The sequence below is a fragment of the Pseudovibrio sp. WM33 genome, from assembly GCF_001623165.1.
GTDB lineage: Bacteria > Pseudomonadota > Alphaproteobacteria > Rhizobiales > Stappiaceae > Pseudovibrio.
Genome location: NZ_LMCK01000090.1, coordinates 333,501 through 351,627 on the forward strand (window position 1 = coordinate 333,501; position 18,127 = coordinate 351,627).

Here is an 18,127-nt window from a genome sequence, read left to right on the forward strand (position 1 = left end):
TTCTGTCAAATAACGAGCCTAGGATCACCTTATATTTTGAATGGAGATTTTTATGAGTGGTCTTCGTGTGCCTGAGAAGATCAGGTCTTTGGGTGTTTTTCAGTTTGTGACGAGAAGCCCGGCGCGCATTGTTGTGACAATGGCGATGATGATTTTGATTTATATGTTTTTCTTCTCTCCCTTGCTGAACAGCAGTATGCCGGTTGCCATTAGCTTTGCGGTGTTCTTCATCATTTTTTGCATCGGTTTTCTGCTTGTTCTGGAGCTTCGGCGCAAGCTTGGATTGTGACGTGGGCTAGATGGTGGTGCCAATTCCTGGGGGACAGAAGGTGCGATAACAGCTAATCCGCAGCTAGGGTCTTTTGCTGGCAGAGCAACTGTCTATATTGAGGGCAAGAGATTATCGCATAGCTGCGTTCATTTGCATGAACGCGCCATGCTCTAACATTTTTATCGGAGCGAACGCGTTCCAAGTGCCAGCTGAGTGCGAGCGCACACCCATCCAAGGAGACGTAAATGTCCGAGGCTGCTGATAGCCGTATTCCTGTTACCGTGCTGACCGGATATCTGGGCGCAGGTAAAACCACTTTGCTGAACCGTATTCTGAGCGAAAACCATGGCACGCGCTATGCTGTGATCGTCAATGAGTTCGGCGAAATTGGTATCGACAATGACCTTCTCGTTGAGTCTGACGAGGAAGTTTATGAAATGAACAACGGCTGTATCTGCTGTACAGTTCGTGGTGATTTGATCCGTACCGTTGAGAACCTGATGAAACGCAAGGGTGCGTTTGATGCGATCATCGTGGAGACCACGGGTGTTGCTGATCCGGCTCCTGTTGCACAGACGTTCTTCATGGATGATGACGTGCGCGATGCGGCTAAGCTTGATGCTGTTGTTGCGGTTGTTGATGCCCGCCATGTCCAGCAGCGTTTGAAAGACACTAAGGAAGCAGAAGATCAGATTGCGTTTTCTGACGTGATTTTGCTGAACAAGACCGATCTTGTTTCAGCAGAGGAACTGGCTGGTGTTGAAGTAGCGATCCGTAAGATCAACCCGTATGCGAAGATCCACCACACAGAGCGTTGTCAGATCGCGATTTCTGATGTTCTGGATCGTGGGGCCTTTGAACTGGATCGTATTCTTGATCTTGATCCGGAGTTTTTGAAAAAAGCTGAGCACGCGCATGATCATGAGTGCGGCCCGGACTGCGATCACGACCATGATCACCACCACCACGACCACAAACATGATCATGACCACCCTGACCATGAGTGCGGCCCAGATTGTGATCACGATCATGAAGGCACGCATTCTGTGAAGTCCTATTCCTTCACGGTTGGTGATCTGGACCCGAAAGTCTTCTTTGACTGGATCAATCAGATTACGCAGATTCAAGGACCGAACATTTTGCGCATGAAGGGTATCCTGTCGTTCAAGGATGATCCACAGCGCTATGTGGTGCAAGGCATTCATATGATCGTAGAGGGCAACCATCAGCGCGACTGGCGAGATGATGAAAAGCGTGAAAGCCGCATTGTCTTCATCGGCCGTGAGCTGGATGGTGCTGCACTGAAAACTGCGTTTGAAGCTTGTGTTGCGGAGTAAGTTCTGGTGCCTGTAACTGCTCCTCTTGATACCGATGGATTTGTTGTTTCTGCGACATTTCTGGGTGATGTAGCTGCCTTTGCCAGTGGTGAAGGTTCTGTCTTTTTTGCTGGTGGGCCGGAAACCCAGACACCGGTTCACAAAAACGGCCTGCTTTGTGCAATGCCTTCTTTAGATGGCAAGTCTCTGATCACCGGTGGTGGTGATGGCAGGATTTGTAAAGTTAGTGCTGATGGAAGTGTTGAAGAGCTAGCTGAGCAGCCGCGGAAATGGATCGACATTATTGCAGCTGGCCCACAGGACAGTGTGGCCTATGCATCTGGTCGTACGGCTTGGGTTCGCCTGAAGAGCGGCGAGGTCAAAGAATTTCAGCTGCCACGTGCCTTTGCTGGTTTGGCGTTTGCGCCTAAAGGGATGCGCCTTGCTGCATCCCGCTATGATGGCGTGACGTTGTTTTGGGTGAACGCCGCTGGTGATCCTCAGGAACTGAGCTGGAAAGGTGCGCATAGTCTGGTCACGTATTCTCCTGAAGGAAAGTACCTTGTGACCACTATGCAGGAGAACGCTCTGCACGGATGGCGTTTGGCTGACAGTCAGGACATGCGCATGACCGGTTATCCGGGCAAGGTGAAGTCCGTGAGTTGGTCTGCCAAGGGTAAGTATCTAGCGACCTCTGGCGCTCAGGCTGCGATCCTCTGGCCGTTTATGGGCAAGAGTGGTCCTATGGGGCAGGCACCTCTGGAGCTTGGCGTGCGCGGGGACAGCATGGTGACGACTGTTTGCTGCCATCCAACTGAAGAAATGGTGGCGATTGGCTATCAGGATGGCATGGTAATGGCCGTTCGGTTCCACGATAATGCTGAAGTGCTGTTGCGCCGTCCAGGTGCTGGTCCTGTTTCTGCCCTTGCCTGGGATAAGAAGGGGAACCGGCTGGCATTTGGTACGGAAGAAGGTGCTGCTGGAGTGATCACTCTGGTCGATTAACTTAGAGGGGAGGTTTGCAATGATGTTTGCAAGGGTATTGACGCTTGGCGTTGCGCTTGTAAGCGGCACTGTGACCTCTCAGCTTCCTGAGTTCGCCCAGCAATACCGTCAGCGTATGGGCGGCGCTATTGATGCGCTGGAGGAAGTGAAAGCCGATTTTGTTGCGGATGCGACTGCGACCAACAAGACCGCATCCTCTGCATTAACGCATATGGCACAGAGCGCGGATGAGTTTGTGCAGTTGCGCGGGATGAGTGTTGAGCGGTCATTGGATCGCCTTGAGGCTTTGAAAGAACAGCAACTGGCGATGGAAACCGCTGCTGTGTTTGAGCGCGTCTGGATCTTTATGAAAGAGCCAGACACCAAACTTTCCAAGGCAACCTGGGAAGATTTTGAGCCTGCTGTGCCTGTGACCATTGAAGGTGGAGTGCTGGCTGGACTTGGGTTTGCGGCGGGTTTGTTTCTCTTGCGGATGGTTGGCATTACAGGACGTGTGAGACGTCGCCGGAAGCGCCTACAAAGACAACAGGCTGATGCTCGTTGACTGCGACCACCTATGAGGTTTGATCGATGGATTCCATCACACGAATTAGATGTTTTTTGCAGGTGGTAGAAAGCGGTGGCTTTTCGGCTGCAGCACGGGATATGGGGCGCTCCAAGGCGCTTATTTCCAAGTATGTGAGCGAGCTGGAAGACGAACTGGGCGTGCGCCTGCTGAACAGGACGACCCGCCAGATTTCTCTGACCCAGGTTGGTGAAGCCTACTTCCGTGAAGCCGGTGAGCTGTTGCAGCGGTTTGATGACCTGAAAGATGCGGTGCAGCAAGACCATCGGGAGGTGCGTGGCCGGTTGCGGCTGAGTGCGCCGCGTTCCTTTTCTGAGGCGACGCTGGGCAGAGTGCTTGCCTCGTTTTTGCAGGCACATCCGCGCGTTGAGCTGGATATTGAGATGGAAGATCGCTTCGTCGATATCGTCGAGGAAGGATACGATGTTGCTATCCGTGTGGCCGAGCTTGAGGATTCCAGCCTGATTGCGCGGAAGATTCGTGACGTTCGTGTCGTGGTTTGTGCTTCTCCTGCGTATTGGGAAGCACATGGTATGCCTGAGAAGGCAAGTGATCTGGCGAGTATGCCCTGCATCATTGATACCAACTACAAGCACAAGACCAACTGGATGTTTCTGGCAAATGGAGAGCGGTTTTCTGTTCCCGTTAAAGGGCCGATGCATGTGAACAGTGCGAAGACTGCGGTTGCGGCGGCGCTGGCAGGCCTCGGCGTTGTGCGTTTGCCGATCTTTTATGTGCTGGAAGAGTTGATGGCAGGCACGCTGATACCAGCATTAGAAGACTACGAAGTGCCGGGACCTGCGATGTACGCGGTCTATCCGCATCGTAGGCATCTGTCAGCCAAGGTGCGTGCCTTTGTTGATTACATGGTCAACTGGCACAAGCAATTGGAGCAGCATGGTGACTGCCCCAAAATGCTTGATGGACCTTTGCCAAAAGAGGGCTAGATCAGCCCTCCGTTTTAAGCTGGATTATGGTGATGCTGGAAGCGCTCTTCAGCCAACTCATCTGCGATGATGTTGGTTGGTCGCTTTTCTGCATCGGCCCGATCGAAGATCTGAGCAAGCGTGCCACCAATCGCGAGGGTCTTCTGACGCACGATTGAGTCTGATGCACCAGGCTCGCCCAAAGCGACAGAGATTACACCGCCTGCGTTGATGGCGTAATCTGGAGCGTACAGAATGCCGCGCTTCATGAGTGCTGCGCCATCTTCCTGTGTTTCCAACTGATTGTTTGCAGCTCCTGCGACCACAGCTACTTTCAGCTCCGGGATAGTTGCAGCATTCAGGCCACCGCCAAGCGCACATGGGGCAAAGATATCCGCTTTGACGAGATGTGCGTCGTCTGGAGACACGCTGGATGCACCGAGCTCTTCGATTGCGCAGGTCACTGCCGGATCATAGATGTCGGAGACAATCAGGTTAGCGCCTGCTTCATGCAACTGACGTGCTACGTCATATCCCACATGACCCAGTCCTTTGAGTGATACAGTCAGGCCTGAGAGGTCTTCAGAGCCAAATTTGTGCTTGGCAGCTGCTTTGATCCCAACGAAGGTTCCCAGTGCAGTGTACGGCGATGGGTCGCCAAAACCAGTGGCATCAGTCCCACGGGCGAACTGAGTTTCGCTGCCAATGATTTCCATATCGTCTGAGCTGATGCCCACATCTTCTGCAGTGATGTAGCTGCCGGAAAGGCGATTGATGTGTCTGCCGAACGCTCTGAGAAGCTCCGGGGTCTTATCAGTGCGCGGGTTTGCGATGATGACTGACTTTCCTCCTCCCAAAGCAAGGTCAGCCAATGCATTCTTATAGGTCATGCCTTTTGAGAGGCGGAGAACATCAGTCAGAGCTTCATTTGCGCTTGCGTAGTTCCACATGCGACATCCACCGAGACCGGGACCGCGGTTGGTGTTGTGAACCGCGATGATCGCTTTCAAGCCCGTTTCGTTGTCTGTTGCAAATACGATTTGCTCGTGGCCAGCGAATTCTGGATGATCCAATGGGGTCATGTAGGTATCGATCGTTATTTTATTATGCAATGGCACGTTCATTCAGCCCTCCCAAACGAAATTGAACAACAAGCGTTGCCGGGATATTGGTTTATTCTTAAAGCAATATCCGGTTTATTTCGTAGGTCATGAGCATCAAATTCGGAAGAATTATCCGAATGATTCTAAATTACGGGAAAATCGTATCTCAGGGCCTTCAATAAATGGGTCTTGAATTTGCCGTTATTTTATTACACTTGTCGTGTCGGGTTCTCACATATTGTTAAGGCACCATGTCTCATAAGCTCCTACGGTTTTTGACCGCATTCTGCATGCTGTTGGTATTTCTATTGCCTTCTCAACAGGTTGCAGCGCATCCGCATATGTTTGTGCAGGCGCGCGCCGAATTGGTGTTTGATGATGATGGGTATCTGACTCATATTCGGCACAAATGGTTGTTCGACGACCTGTATACAGCCTATGCCGTGCAGGGATTGGATGCCAATCAGAATGGATTTTTCGAGAGAAATGAGCTGGATGAGCTGGCCAAGATCAACATTCAGGGTCTTGGAGAATATGGCTACTTCACTTTTGGGGATGATAGCAAAGCGGAGATAGATTTCTCTGAGCCATTTGATCCGTCCATGAAAATGATCAAGGTGGCCTTTGATGATTACTGGTTGATCAGCGATGAAGACCGAGAAGCAATTGCTGAAGAGATTACAGCTGGACGCAGCAAGCCAGACACGAGCCCCGTGTCATTGGTGGAGTTGAGCTTCACACTGCCGCTCAAAGAGAAGATCAAGGCTGACAAGCCGATCACACTCGATGTTTATGACCCAACCTACTACATCGACTTCAAGTGGCCTAAGGCAGATATGGCCGTGACACTGAAGAATGCTCCCGGAAAATGCTCTGTTGAACTAGTCCATCCACCTGAGTTGGACGGGCAAATTGCTGCTCAGTTGGCAACCATCGGTGCTGACCAGCGTAATGTTCCTGAAAATTTGCAGGGGTACACAGCAGCACTCGTTAATCAGGTGATTGTGTCGTGCGATGGTGTGGCGATTACAACAGCTTCTACGGGCAATACGAAATTCATTTCCGAGATTACACCTGGACCAGTTGAGAGCGCTCCTGTGTCTGCAGAAGATGCAGTGGCAGCGCTTGCGCAGGGTGGTGGGCCGATGACGCTGTCTTCCGTTTCTGAGCGTGAGAGTGCGGATTCTGCAGAGCTTCGTAGTCCGGATATGAATATCTTCCAGCAAGGCATGGCGACTGTTACCCGGTTGCAGAATGAGTTTTATCTTAAGCTGACAAGCGCGCTGAGAAACTTCCGCAACAACCCTTCTGCCGGGTGGCTTCTGATGCTGATCAGCTTTGCCTATGGTGTGTTCCACGCTGCAGGACCGGGGCACGGCAAGGCAGTGATTTCTTCTTATGTGATTGCAGATGAGCAGACTTTGAAGAAAGGGATCGCGCTCTCCTTTGCTTCTGCCTTTGCGCAGGCGGTGACTGCTATTGTACTGGTTGGCGGGGCAGGCGTTCTTTTGCATCTGACCAGTACGGCTATTAATGCAACAGCCCGTTGGTTTGAGCTTGGCTCTTATGTGCTGGTCTTCCTGCTTGGTCTCTACCTTGTTTGGCAACGTGTTCTGAAGCCATGGTTTGGTAAAAAGCCTGCTTCGAGCTGCGGGCATTTTGATGACCACGATCACGACCATCATCACCATAAGCACTCAGAGCATGGAGAGGTTTGTTCCAGCTGTGGGCATGCGCATGCGCCTGATCCGAAGATGGTTCAGAACTCAGCCATGACACTCACAAGCATCTGGTCGATCATTCTGGCAGTGGGGCTTCGGCCATGTACCGGTGCTTTGATCGTGCTTGCGTTTGCGTTTTCTCAGGGCATGATTTGGGCAGGTGTGGCCTCCACACTTGTGATGGCACTGGGGACAGGTATTACCGTTTCGGTTCTGGCGAGTCTCGCAGTGCTCTCACGTGAAGTCGCCTTGCGGATCTGGGGTGCTGACAGTCAGGCTGGTACGGTTATTCTGCGTGGTTTTGAGGTGGTTGGCGCTCTGACGATTTTGCTGATGGGAACGTTGATGCTGATTGTCGGGCTGAATGGTGGCGCAACGGCAGGTCTGTTCTAGATTACGGCAGTTTTTGGAAGAATCGCTCTCGAAATGCCTGAGAAACTTGCTTTCAAGCAATTTCGTATGGAGGTTTGCGAAGAAATTCGCGCTATCGTTAATGCACGAACGTGTAGAAAATCACACCTTCGTGTGGATAGCTGTTTGTACGTCTGAGCGCATCTTTGAATGTTAGCTGTCTTTGCTTTGCAATGCCGACCTGATTGAGGTCTAAGGCCTTCGATTTATCGGGCGGCATCGCGTCTGCATGCCTCTACTCGGTTTCAGCTGAAACTGTAGATTAGTTTCCTCTAAATTATTGTATTTTAAAGCATCTACCACCTATGTGGCTTAATTCACCCAGAAAATTAATGGAGCAATGCTCAAGTCAGTTAGGTCATGTAGACTGACTTATTAACATTGAAATAAAAGGCTATGAATTCCGATTTTGGAGGTTGATTGTTAGCCCTCAAGGGCGGAGATTCCTAAAAATGTTTCGATAGTTACGTTGCGGCTGGTTTCGGTTGATAACGCATAGATGAGGTACGCTCAGTTGATCCAAGAATAATTAATTTGTCCAATAGGGTGCAGATTTCCTTGTATTTTCACGTAGTTTTAGGGTTATAAGAAGTTGGTCATGTTGTCGCAGAGATCTCAATGGAAGAGGTTCAATTCTGCGGAGGCATAAAGAGATTTGATTTAAGAAGCTCTTGGGAGGAGTTTTCATGGACCGCCGTAGTTTTCTGAAAAATGCTGGTTTGGCAGGTGCAACCGCTGGCGCAGCTACTCTTGCAGCTCCAGCACTCGCAGCTGGCAAGCGCGAACTGAAAATGGTCACCACCTGGCCTAAGAACTTCCCAGGTCTTGGTACTGGCGCACAGCGCATCGCTGACCGCATCACTGCTGCCAGTGAAGGTCAGCTGACTGTAAAGCTGTTTGCTGCCGGTGAACTCGTTCCTGCATTTGAGAGCTTCGACGCTGTTTCCAATGGTACAGCTGACATGTACCACGCTGCTGACTACTACTGGCTCGGCAAGCACAAAGCATTTGGCTTCTTCACTGCCGTTCCAATGGGCATGACAGCTGCTGAGCTGGAAGCATGGATGCACTTCGGTGGCGGTCAACAGCTCTGGGATGAGCTGGCTGGTCAGTTCAATGTTAAATCCTTCCTGGCTGGTAACACTGGTCTGCAGGCAGGTGGCTGGTTCAATAAAGAGATCAAATCTCTTGAAGACCTCAAAGGCCTGAAAATGCGTATGCCTGGTCTGGGTGGTGAAGTTCTTCGCCGTCTGGGTGCATCAGCTGTTGCGCTTCCTGGCTCTGAAATCTTCCCAGCAATGCAGTCCGGCGCGATCGACGCAACCGAGTGGGTTGGCGCATGGAACGACATGGCGTTTGGTTTCTATAAAGTTGCTAAGTACTACTACACCAAAGGCTTCCATGAGCCCGGTGCTGGTCTGTCGTTCGGCATGAACAAAGGTGTTTGGGAAAGCTTCACACCTGGTCAGCAGGAGCTGATCCGTTCTGCGTGTATGGCAGAGAACAACTACATGTTCGCTGAGTACAACCACAACAACGGTGCTGCTCTGGAAACTCTCCTGACCAAGCACAACGTTCAGGTTCGTGACTTCTCTGATGACGTGTTCGATGCAATCGGCCGTAAAGCTGAAGAAATTGTTGCTGAAGTGGCTGAAACAGATGACCTCTCCAAGCGCATCTACGAAAGCTACCTCAAGTCTCGTAAGGAAACCTCTGCATGGTCCAGCCTTGCTGAGCGTAACTACCTGACAGCTCGCGATCGTATCCTGGGTTAATTTTACTTATTGCTGCACACGCTCTCCGCAATCCTTGCGGGGAGCTTTTCTTTCAAGAGCTCTATCTTGGCCTTTGGGGCCCAATAATAATCCTAGAGGCTTGGTGTAGACCAAGACGAAGAGGCGGGCATGCGCGCCCTAATGAACCTGATTACCTCAGTCAATCGTGGCATCGGCAAGAGCTGCGCCTGGCTGACTTTGGGCATTGTGCTTGTCCAATTTACAGTGGTGGTGATGAGATACGTTTTCGGTATCGGTTCCATCTGGATGCAAGAATCCATCACCTACATGCACGGTTTCCTGTTTATGTCGGCTGCTGCTTATACGCTAAGCGTAGATGGGCACGTGCGGGTCGATATCTTTTACCGGGATGCTCGCCCACGTATCAAAGCAATGGTTGATCTGTTCGGTTCGGTGTTCTTCCTTCTTCCGATGTGTGCGGTGATTATTTACTGGTCCTGGGGCTATGTGCTCAGTTCCTGGGCAATCTGGGAAGGGTCTCAGGAGGCATCCGGCATTCAAGGACGGTATCTTCTGAAGAGTGCGATTATTGCCTTTGCTGTTCTGGTTTCCTTACAGGGTGTCGCCATTATTCTTCGAAGTGTTCTTGCCCTTCGCGGTGACAAGAAGGCACTCGACTCATTTCGTCAGATCCAGGAGTAATCGGAGATGGATGGACTTCTTCATACTCTTGATATTTTGATGTTTGCGGTTGCCTGTATTTGTTTGTTGGCGGGCTTCCCTGTTGCATTTACTCTTGCTGGTGTCGCACTGATTTTCGCTCTGATCGCGTCGTTCTTTGGCGGCAGCGTGACGCTAGGCGCAATTCCGAGCCGAATTTTCGGCACCATGTCCAACGAAACCCTGATTGCGGTTCCGCTTTTCATCTTTATGGGTGTGATGCTGGAGCGTTCCAAGGTTGCGGAAGAGCTGCTGGAAACCATGGGCCGGTTGTTTGGGCGTATGCCGGGCGGTCTGGGGCTTTCTGTAACGATTGTGGGCGCTCTGCTTGCTGCCTCAACCGGTATTGTTGGCGCCACTGTGGTCACCATGGGGCTCTTGTCTCTGCCGACCATGCTGCGTAACGGTTACAGCCCGCGTCTTGCCTGCGGTTCGATTGCAGCCTCCGGTACGTTGGGGCAGATTATTCCGCCTTCCATCGTGCTTGTGTTTCTTGCTGACCAGCTTTCCAACGGCTACCAGATCGCTCAGCGTGAGATGGGTAACTTTGCTCCAGATCCGTTCTCTGTAGGGGATTTGTTTGCAGGGGCGCTTATTCCAGGTCTTGCACTTGTTGGCCTTTACATTGTGTACCAGCTGTTTGTTGCGTTCACACAGCCGCACAAAGCGCCTCCAATGCGTGATGATGGATCTGCGGGACCAACCCTCAGTCAGGTTCTTCATGCTCTTGTGCCGCCAATCGCGCTTATTATCGCGGTGCTTGGTTCAATTCTCGTAGGTATTGCGACACCAACTGAAGCTGCTGCTGTGGGGGCTGTTGGTGCGTTGCTGCTTGCTGGATACCGCATGGAAGAAGACAAACCTTGGCCGGTGTATCTGGCTGTGCTTTCTCTTGTTGTGATGTTGGTTCTGACATCCTTCATGGACCTGCGTGTGGCACGTACCGTGATCCCGACTGGTGATATGATTGGTATCTGGGTTGCAGGGCTTTCCTGTGCAGTGCTCGCTTATGGATTGCTCGTCTCGCTCTACCGTGTGATGGCGAAGAAAGTGCTTATGCCAGTGATGCAGTCGACGACACAGATCACCTGTATGGTGTTTGTGATCCTGATCGGCGCAACGTTCTTCTCCCTGATCTTTCGTGATCTGGGTGGCGAAGAACTGGTGAAGGAAGCGCTGACCGGTCTGCCGGGTGGTGCGCTGGGTGCTATCATTGCGGTTATGGCTGTAATGTTCGTGCTGGGCTTCTTTCTGGACTTCCTGGAAATCGTGTTCGTGGTTGTTCCACTTGTTGCGCCAATTCTGCTGCAGCTTGAGATGCCTAATGGTGAACCGATGAGCCCTGCATGGCTGGGTGTGATGATGGCTGTAAACTTACAGACATCGTTCCTGACGCCTCCGTTTGGCTTTGCGTTGTTCTACCTGCGGGGTGTGGCGCCGCCGTCAGTGAAAACCTCAGACATTTACTTCGGTATCATCCCGTTTGTTCTCATTCAGGTTCTGATGCTGATCATCCTGTGGTACCTGCCGGAAATGGCAACATGGTTGCCAAAAGTGATCTACGGCTAAAAGTATTAATCGCTTAGTATATGTAAGGGGCGCGAGTATTCGCGTCCCTTTTTTTGTTGCAGTGCCACTAACCCAAAGTAGTGATTCTTTTTTGACTTAGTCCAATGATCTACAAAAAGGAATTGAAACCTAATCAAAAGTATTGTGCATTGATTTACCTATAGTATTTCGCTTATGCGTGACAAATATAATGCATGTATACCTTAGTATAGACTTTTTTGAATGTAACTCGTTGAAATATCACGGTTTTGCATTGCACAAGTGTTCAAGGTTGCAACGCGCAATGAATAAAACCCATTAAAAAAGCTTTCGTATCTTGCTAAGAATAAGTCCAGGGAGGAGCTCGCAGGTGGAGGACTTGCGAGGCGGGGCTATTAGTCTTTCGTATTTCCTCAGAGTAAACAGGCAGACCAAAGGCACAAGATGACCTTTGGTGAGAGGTGATTCAAAGATGCAGGTGCCTCCGTCAGCGGGTATGGACACATTTCCGCAGTTGCTTATTCGGAATGCGCGGGAATGGGGGGATCGTCCCGCGTATCGCGAAAAGGACCTCGGGATCTGGCAGAGCTGGACCTGGCGTGAGGTCCTTGGAGAAGTGCGCAAGCTTTCTCTTGGGCTCCAGAGCCTTGGGTGCAAAGAGGGCGACAAGGTTGCGGTGATTGGTGCAAACCGTCCGCATCTTTATTGGGTTTTTGCCGCAGTGCAGGCGTTGGGTGGTATTCCGATCCCAGTCTATTCTGATTCAGTGGCAGAAGAGATCGGCTACGTGCTTGGCCACGCAGAAGTGCGCTTTGCGGTTGTTGAAGATCAGGAGCAGGTTGATAAGCTGCTTGAGATGTCCGAGAAGCTGCCGCTGCTCGAGCACATCATTTACGAAGACCCTAAAGGCCTTCGTGATTACGACCACACAAGCCTTCATCGTTACCTGAGCGTTCAGGAAGCAGGGCAGACCCTGCTCGACAACGATGAGAAGCTAGCGGATGACTGGTTTGATGCCGTCAGTGCTGGCAAGAGTGAAGACGTTGCTGTGATCCTTTACACCTCCGGTACGACCGGTCGTCCAAAAGGGGTGATGCTGACCTTCAATAACCTGGTTGTTGCTGTTCAGAATGCGAACAAGTTTGATAATCTGGATGAGAATGCAGACACAGTTGCGTACCTGCCGATGGCATGGGTGGGTGACCATGTGTTCTCTTACGCACAGTGTCTTACAGCCGGGTACTGCGTGAACTGTCCAGAAGGTCCGGAAACAGTTTCGATTGACCGCAAGGAGATTGCCCCAACTTACATGTTTGCACCGCCGCGAGTGTTTGAAGGCATGCTGACGCACATCACAGTTCGCATGGAAGATGCGGGCAAGATGAAGAAGAAGCTGTTTGACTACTTCCTCGCTTATGCGAACCAGGTTGGTGAGCGCATTCTGAACGGAGAGAAAGTCTCTCTGTTTGAGCGCATGAAGTATGCTGTTGGTGAGTTCTGCGTGTATGGGCCGCTGAAGAACGAGATGGGTTTTTCCCGTGTTCGTGTGGCTTACACCGCGGGTGAAGCGATTGGTCCGGAAATCTTCAAGTTCTACCGCTCAATCGGCCTAAACCTGAAGCAGCTTTACGGGCAGACGGAATCTTCCGTGTTCATTACCTCACAGCCTGATGGCCAGATTTATGCTGATACGGTTGGCGTTCCTATGCCAGATGTTGAGGTGAAGATCGCGGAGAGTGGTGAGGTTATGTATCGCTCGCCGGGCGCGTTCCTTGGTTATTACAAGAACGGTGAGGCAACGAAGGATACCAAGACTGAGGATGGCTGGGTTCACACTGGTGATGCTGGCATGTTCCTTGAGAATGGGCACCTGAAGATCATCGACCGTGCTAAGGACGTGGGCAAGCTGACTGACGGCTCCATGTTTGCGCCGAAGTACATTGAGAACAAGCTGAAGTTCTTCCCGAACATCAAAGAAGCTGTGACCTTTGGGAATGAGCGCGACTACGTTTGTGCCTTTGTGAATATTGATCTCGTTGCGGTTGGTAACTGGGCTGAGCGGAACAATATTGCATATGCTTCCTATCAGGAACTGGCCGCGCATCCTGACGTTTATAAGACAATCCAAAGCCATGTGGATCAGGTGAACAAGGATCTTTCTGAAGAGCCAATGATGGCTGGTGCTCAGATCAAACGCTTCCTTGTTCTGCATAAAGAGTTGGATCCGGATGATGGCGAGCTGACACGTACTCAGAAAGTACGTCGTAACTTCGTTGCTGACCGTTATGCGCCTCTGATTGAAGCATTCTATACGGGTGAGACCTCCAAGCATGTGGTGACCGAGGTGACTTTTGAAGATGGCCGTCAGGGCTCCATTGAAGCCACCGTCGAGATCCGGAACTTGGACACCCATAGTGCTAAAGCAATGTCCGCGACTGGGGAGGCGGCAGAATGACTGTAATGGATCCAACGCTCGAAGAGGTCAAAAAAAGGGCCGAGGAGCGCGAGGTTCTGCTGGATCTTGAGAACGTTTCTCTCTCCTTTGGCGGCGTCAAAGCAATTACGAATATCTCCTTCAACATCAAGAAGGGGGAAATTCGCGCGATCATTGGTCCCAATGGTGCTGGCAAGACGTCCATGCTCAACGTGATCAATGGTTTCTATCAGCCTCAGGAAGGTGTGATCACCTTCAACGGTGAACGCCGAAAATCCATGAAACCGCATCTTGCGGTTAGTCAGGGTATCGCTCGAACTTTCCAGAACGTTGCTTTGTTTAAGGGTATGTCCACGCTGGATAACATCATGGCTGGTCGTGCAACACGCATGAAGCAGAACATATTCTGGCAAATGCTCTATTGGGGCCCTGCTCAGCAGGAAGAAATCGAGCACCGTAAGAAGGTCGAGGAGATCATTGATTTCCTCGAAATCCAGCATATCCGTCGTACTCCCGTGGGGACGCTTCCTTACGGCTTGCAGAAGCGTGTTGAGCTTGCTCGTGCTTTGGCGATGGAGCCAGAACTGCTGCTGCTCGATGAGCCGATGGCAGGGATGAACCTGGAAGAGAAAGAGGACATGAGCCGCTTCATTCTGGATGTGAATGATCAGCTCGGCACTACGATTGCTCTGATTGAGCATGACATGGGTGTTGTGATGGACCTTTCCGACCGTGTCGTTGTTTTGGACTATGGCCGCAAAATCGCAGATGGCGTGCCAGAAGAAGTACAGAGCAACCCAGAAGTTATTGATGCCTATCTGGGCGTGTCACACTAGGGAGCACCCCATGGAAACACTTTATAATGTGCTAATTGATCCATTTGTTCAGATGTACGGAATGCCGGACTTCTTTCTGCAGGTGTTGTGGGAAGGTCTTGTCTCTGGTGTTCTTTACGCGCTGATTGCACTTGGTTTCGTTCTCATCTTTAAGTCCTCGCGTATCTTCAACTTTGCGCAAGGCATCATGGTTGTGTTTGCTGCGCTGTCTTTGGTTGGCCTGCATACCTTCCTGGTTCCGTTTGTTGGCAACGAGTTTGTTGCTGCTGCAATCGCGATGCCGCTTACTCTTGGTATCATGTATGCGTTGGCAATGAGCGTTGAGCGTGTTGTGCTTCGTCCGCTTGTCGGGCAGCCAGACATTATTCTGTTCATGGCAACCATCGGTATCACCATGTTCCTCATCGGTTTTGGTGAGTTCGTGTTCGGTGGTGAGAACAAGGTGATGATCACCGAAGCGCTTGGTATTCCAACCGGTGCTATTGAATTTGAACCGTTCGGCGGCTTCCTGCTTCTGGAAGAGAAAGACGTGTTCGCGGTTGTTATGGCGATCGTGCTGGTTATCAGCCTGCTGGTGTTCCTGAACAAATCCGCGATGGGTCGTGCGATCCGTGCACTGGGTGATGATCATACTGCAGCGCTGTCTGTCGGTATCTCCCTCAGCACTATCTGGGTTCTGGTCTGGTTTATTGCAGGTGTGATTGCTCTTGCCACTGGTGTCGTCTGGGGAGCTCGTGCGGGTGTGTCTTTCGCTTTGGAAGTGATTGCGTACAAGGCCTTGCCAGTGCTGATGCTTGGTGGTCTGGAATCTGTATCAGGCGCGATTATCGGCGGCATTGCCATCGGCCTTCTTGAAAAAGTCTTCGAAATCTACTGGGGTCAGCCTCTGTTTGGTGGCAACACCGAAACCTGGTTCGCCTTCATCTTTGCTTTGATTGTTCTGCTGTTCCGTCCGCAAGGGCTGTTCGGTGAGAAAATCATCGAGCGCGTGTAAGGGAGGCCTGACGTGTTTTACAGAACTTCTGGTCAGTTCAAAACGACCTATGAAAGTGATCAGGCGCTCTTCCCAATCAAGCAGGATATGGTCCTGCTGGTTGTGATCCTTGCCGCTATGTATGTGGTCTTTCCGATGTTCGCATCGGAGTTCACCTACAAGGCTCTGCTTGTGCCTGTGCTGATTTATTCTCTGGCCTCGCTTGGCCTGAACATTCTGACTGGTTATGCCGGGCAGCTTTCGCTGGGGACTGCGGGCTTCATGGGCGTTGGCGCTTATGCTTGCTACAAGATCACTACGATCTTCCCGGAAATGAACATCATTGTTGCGTTGTTCCTTTCTGGCTTCTTCTCAGCTGCGGTTGGGGTTGCGTTTGGTTTGCCGTCGCTGCGCATTAAAGGTTTCTACCTTGCGATTGCGACGCTTGCTTCGCAGTTCTTTCTGGTGTGGCTCTTTGAGAAGTGGGCGTGGCTTTACAACTACAATGCATCCGGCGCGATTGAAGTGCGGACCATGGACATCTTCGGTCTTGTTGTGACAGGTCCGAATGCGTTGCCTATGGTTCAGTACTACTTTGTTCTTGGCATCGTATCCGTTGTGACCTTTGCGATGATCAACCTGACACGTGGCCGGTATGGCCGTACGTGGAAGGCTGTTCGTGACATGGATATTGCTGCGGAGCTGGTGGGCATCAACCTGATGCGTGCAAAGCTGTCTGCCTTTGCTGTCAGCTCCTATATCGTGGGTATTGCCGGCGCGCTGATGGTGTTCTTCTGGAAAGGTGCTGCTGAGCCAAACCTCTTTGACATTCCAATGAGTTTCCAGATCGTCTTTATCGCGATCATTGGTGGCCTTGGCAGTGTGATGGGGAACTTCCTCGGAGCGATCCTGATTGTAGCTCTGCCAGTTGTGCTGAACCTTCTGCCAGAAATGCTTGGCCTGAGTATCGGTTCTGCCACCATGGAACATGTCAACGTTATGGTGGTTGGTTCTCTCATTATCATGTTCTTGATTGTCGAGCCTCACGGTCTTGCGCGGTTCTGGGCGCTTATTCGTGAAAAGCTCATCATTTGGCCATTCCCTCACTAATAAAGAACTGCGGGAGCAGCTGGGGAATAGAGGAAATGGTCCGCGGCGGGAGCCGCAAACGCGGAGGAAAATATGAAACACTTTACGAATTTAGGTAAGGCTGTTGCAGCAGGTGCCCTAGCAGTTGCCATGAGCACAGCTGCAATGGCAGCAGACGGTCTTAACTTTCCAAACCTGACATACCGTACTGGCCCATTTGCGGGTACTGGTACGCCAATCATGAACGGCCAGCGTGACTACATGCTCATGCTGAACGAGCGTGATGGTGGTATTGGCGGCGTGCCAATCGATTACATCGAGTGTGAAACCGGTTACAACACCAACAAAGGCGTTGAGTGCTACGAGAAGACTAAGGGAGCAGCTCTCGTAACGCAGCCATGGTCAACCGGTATCACTCTGCAGGTTATGCCTCGCACCAACGTGGACCGTATTCCTATTCTGGCACCTGGCTACGGTTTCTCGCCAATGTCAGACGGTGATACGTTTGCGTGGGCGTTTAACCCGCCAGTGTCCTACTGGGATGGCGCATACATGATCCTCGACTACATTGCTGGTGGTGACATGTCTTCGCTGAAGGGTAAGAAGATCGTTCTTCTGCATCTTGACCACCCATTCGGTAAAGAGCCAATTCCGCTTCTGGAAAAACTCGCTGAAATGCATGACTTCAAGCTGGTTCCGATCCCTGTTGGTCTGAAAGAAATGCAGAACCAGTCTGCGCAGTGGTTGCAGATCCGTCGTGAGCGTCCAGACAACGTCGTAATGTGGGGTTGGGGTGCTATGAACGCCGGTGCGATCACCGAAGCGGTTAAGACACGCTACCCAATGGAAAACTTCATCGGCATCTGGTGGTCTGGCTCTGATGCTGACTTGCAGAACGTTGGCGCAAAAGCAAAGGGCTACAAGTCTGTCAGCTTTAACGTTCCAGGTAACTATCCAGTTCTTGAAGACATCCGTAAGCATATAGTTTCCAAAGGCAACTCAGAGATCAAATCTGAAGCTGACATGGATACTGTCTTCTATCAGCGTGGTGTTATCATCTCCATGATCCTGGCTGAAGCAGCGAAAACTGCTCAAGATCATTTTGGTGAGAAGAACATCAATGCTGAACAGCTGCGCTGGGGCCTTGAAAATCTGGACATCACTGCAGCTCGCCTTGAAGAGATGGGTATGAAGGGCATGACACCTCCACTGAAGATGGCTTGTGACAACCATACAGGTCACTCTGGTGCATGGATGCTTGAGTGGAACGGCGAAGAGTTTGTACAGGCAAGTGACCTGCTGACTCCAAACCGTGAACTGATCAAGCCGCTTGAGCTGGAAAAAGCTGCTGACTACGCGAAAAACAATGCTCCTTGGCCTGGTCGTGGCGACCTCGCTTGTAACTAAGCCTTGTTGTTTTGGTCGGGCGCGGTGGTGCCCGGCCAATCTATCGAATTCAAACAATCGGAATGT

15 protein-coding genes are annotated in these 18,127 nt (G+C 51.2%); 14 read left to right on the forward strand and 1 reads right to left on the reverse strand.

Annotation, left to right across the window (positions count from 1 at the left end; translation table 11 throughout):
* Positions 1-52: 52 nt before the first annotated feature.
* From PsWM33_RS16865 to PsWM33_RS16885, 5 genes are all read left to right on the forward strand, one after another.
* On the forward strand, positions 53-289 hold the full coding sequence (locus PsWM33_RS16865; protein WP_057461851.1) for a hypothetical protein: 237 nt from the start codon (positions 53-55) through the stop codon (positions 287-289).
* 227 nt (positions 290-516) lie between these two features.
* Complete coding sequence (locus PsWM33_RS16870; protein WP_063300977.1) at positions 517-1,608, forward strand: CobW family GTP-binding protein; 1,092 nt, start codon at positions 517-519, stop codon at positions 1,606-1,608.
* A gap of 6 nt (positions 1,609-1,614) precedes the next feature.
* Positions 1,615-2,592: a WD40 repeat domain-containing protein gene (locus tag PsWM33_RS16875; protein ID WP_063300978.1), complete on the forward strand. Its 978-nt coding sequence runs from the start codon at positions 1,615-1,617 to the stop codon at positions 2,590-2,592.
* Positions 2,593-2,611: 19 nt separating this feature from the next.
* Positions 2,612-3,136, forward strand: a complete 525-nt coding sequence (locus PsWM33_RS16880) for a DUF2937 family protein (protein WP_063298567.1) — start codon at positions 2,612-2,614, stop codon at positions 3,134-3,136.
* 26 nt (positions 3,137-3,162) lie between these two features.
* The gene (locus PsWM33_RS16885; RefSeq protein WP_063300979.1) at positions 3,163-4,104 is read left to right on the forward strand and encodes a LysR family transcriptional regulator; all 942 of its coding nucleotides are present in this window, start codon (positions 3,163-3,165) and stop codon (positions 4,102-4,104) included.
* 14 nt (positions 4,105-4,118) lie between these two features.
* On the opposite strand, the gene PsWM33_RS16890 is transcribed toward PsWM33_RS16885, so the two are convergent.
* Positions 4,119-5,207, reverse strand: a complete 1,089-nt coding sequence (locus PsWM33_RS16890; protein WP_063300980.1) for a Glu/Leu/Phe/Val family dehydrogenase — start codon at positions 5,205-5,207, stop codon at positions 4,119-4,121.
* Between the two features lie 230 nt (positions 5,208-5,437).
* Here PsWM33_RS16890 and PsWM33_RS16895 point away from each other — a divergent pair, with 230 nt between their 5' ends.
* The 9 genes from PsWM33_RS16895 (at position 5,438) to PsWM33_RS16935 (ending at position 18,061) form a co-directional block, all read left to right on the forward strand.
* On the forward strand, positions 5,438-7,300 hold the full coding sequence (locus tag PsWM33_RS16895; protein WP_063300981.1) for a HoxN/HupN/NixA family nickel/cobalt transporter: 1,863 nt from the start codon (positions 5,438-5,440) through the stop codon (positions 7,298-7,300).
* 704 nt (positions 7,301-8,004) lie between these two features.
* Entirely contained in the window at positions 8,005-9,093 is a 1,089-nt protein-coding gene (locus PsWM33_RS16900) for a TRAP transporter substrate-binding protein (RefSeq protein WP_063300982.1), read from the forward strand.
* 129 nt (positions 9,094-9,222) lie between these two features.
* The gene (locus tag PsWM33_RS16905) at positions 9,223-9,756 is read left to right on the forward strand and encodes a TRAP transporter small permease subunit (protein WP_063300983.1); all 534 of its coding nucleotides are present in this window, start codon (positions 9,223-9,225) and stop codon (positions 9,754-9,756) included.
* 6 nt (positions 9,757-9,762) lie between these two features.
* Entirely contained in the window at positions 9,763-11,343 is a 1,581-nt protein-coding gene (locus tag PsWM33_RS16910; RefSeq protein WP_057461841.1) for a TRAP transporter large permease, read from the forward strand.
* A gap of 451 nt (positions 11,344-11,794) precedes the next feature.
* On the forward strand, positions 11,795-13,777 hold the full coding sequence (locus PsWM33_RS16915; protein WP_063300984.1) for an AMP-binding protein: 1,983 nt from the start codon (positions 11,795-11,797) through the stop codon (positions 13,775-13,777).
* 5 nt (positions 13,778-13,782) lie between these two features.
* On the forward strand, positions 13,783-14,592 hold the full coding sequence (locus tag PsWM33_RS16920; protein ID WP_063301125.1) for an ABC transporter ATP-binding protein: 810 nt from the start codon (positions 13,783-13,785) through the stop codon (positions 14,590-14,592).
* A 10-nt stretch (positions 14,593-14,602) separates the two neighbouring features.
* On the forward strand, positions 14,603-15,586 hold the full coding sequence (locus tag PsWM33_RS16925; RefSeq protein WP_057461839.1) for a branched-chain amino acid ABC transporter permease: 984 nt from the start codon (positions 14,603-14,605) through the stop codon (positions 15,584-15,586).
* 12 nt (positions 15,587-15,598) lie between these two features.
* Positions 15,599-16,675: a branched-chain amino acid ABC transporter permease gene (locus tag PsWM33_RS16930; RefSeq protein WP_063300985.1), complete on the forward strand. Its 1,077-nt coding sequence runs from the start codon at positions 15,599-15,601 to the stop codon at positions 16,673-16,675.
* A gap of 72 nt (positions 16,676-16,747) precedes the next feature.
* Positions 16,748-18,061 (forward strand): ABC transporter substrate-binding protein, encoded by a 1,314-nt coding sequence (locus PsWM33_RS16935; protein WP_063300986.1) that lies wholly within the window; start codon positions 16,748-16,750, stop codon positions 18,059-18,061.
* Positions 18,062-18,127: the final 66 nt, after the last annotated feature.

Coding starts and splice junctions, on each gene's coding strand:
- PsWM33_RS16890 (WP_063300980.1), bottom strand. CDS start 5,207: ATGAACGTGCCATTGCATAATAAAATAACGATCGATACCTACATGACC.
- PsWM33_RS16920 (WP_063301125.1), top strand. CDS start 13,783: ATGGATCCAACGCTCGAAGAGGTCAAAAAAAGGGCCGAGGAGCGCGAG.
- PsWM33_RS16870 (WP_063300977.1), top strand. CDS start 517: ATGTCCGAGGCTGCTGATAGCCGTATTCCTGTTACCGTGCTGACCGGA.
- PsWM33_RS16925 (WP_057461839.1), top strand. CDS start 14,603: ATGGAAACACTTTATAATGTGCTAATTGATCCATTTGTTCAGATGTAC.
- PsWM33_RS16895 (WP_063300981.1), top strand. CDS start 5,438: ATGTCTCATAAGCTCCTACGGTTTTTGACCGCATTCTGCATGCTGTTG.
- PsWM33_RS16900 (WP_063300982.1), top strand. CDS start 8,005: ATGGACCGCCGTAGTTTTCTGAAAAATGCTGGTTTGGCAGGTGCAACC.
- PsWM33_RS16865 (WP_057461851.1), top strand. CDS start 53: ATGAGTGGTCTTCGTGTGCCTGAGAAGATCAGGTCTTTGGGTGTTTTT.
- PsWM33_RS16915 (WP_063300984.1), top strand. CDS start 11,795: ATGCAGGTGCCTCCGTCAGCGGGTATGGACACATTTCCGCAGTTGCTT.
- PsWM33_RS16885 (WP_063300979.1), top strand. CDS start 3,163: ATGGATTCCATCACACGAATTAGATGTTTTTTGCAGGTGGTAGAAAGC.
- PsWM33_RS16880 (WP_063298567.1), top strand. CDS start 2,612: ATGATGTTTGCAAGGGTATTGACGCTTGGCGTTGCGCTTGTAAGCGGC.
- PsWM33_RS16905 (WP_063300983.1), top strand. CDS start 9,223: ATGCGCGCCCTAATGAACCTGATTACCTCAGTCAATCGTGGCATCGGC.
- PsWM33_RS16935 (WP_063300986.1), top strand. CDS start 16,748: ATGAAACACTTTACGAATTTAGGTAAGGCTGTTGCAGCAGGTGCCCTA.
- PsWM33_RS16910 (WP_057461841.1), top strand. CDS start 9,763: ATGGATGGACTTCTTCATACTCTTGATATTTTGATGTTTGCGGTTGCC.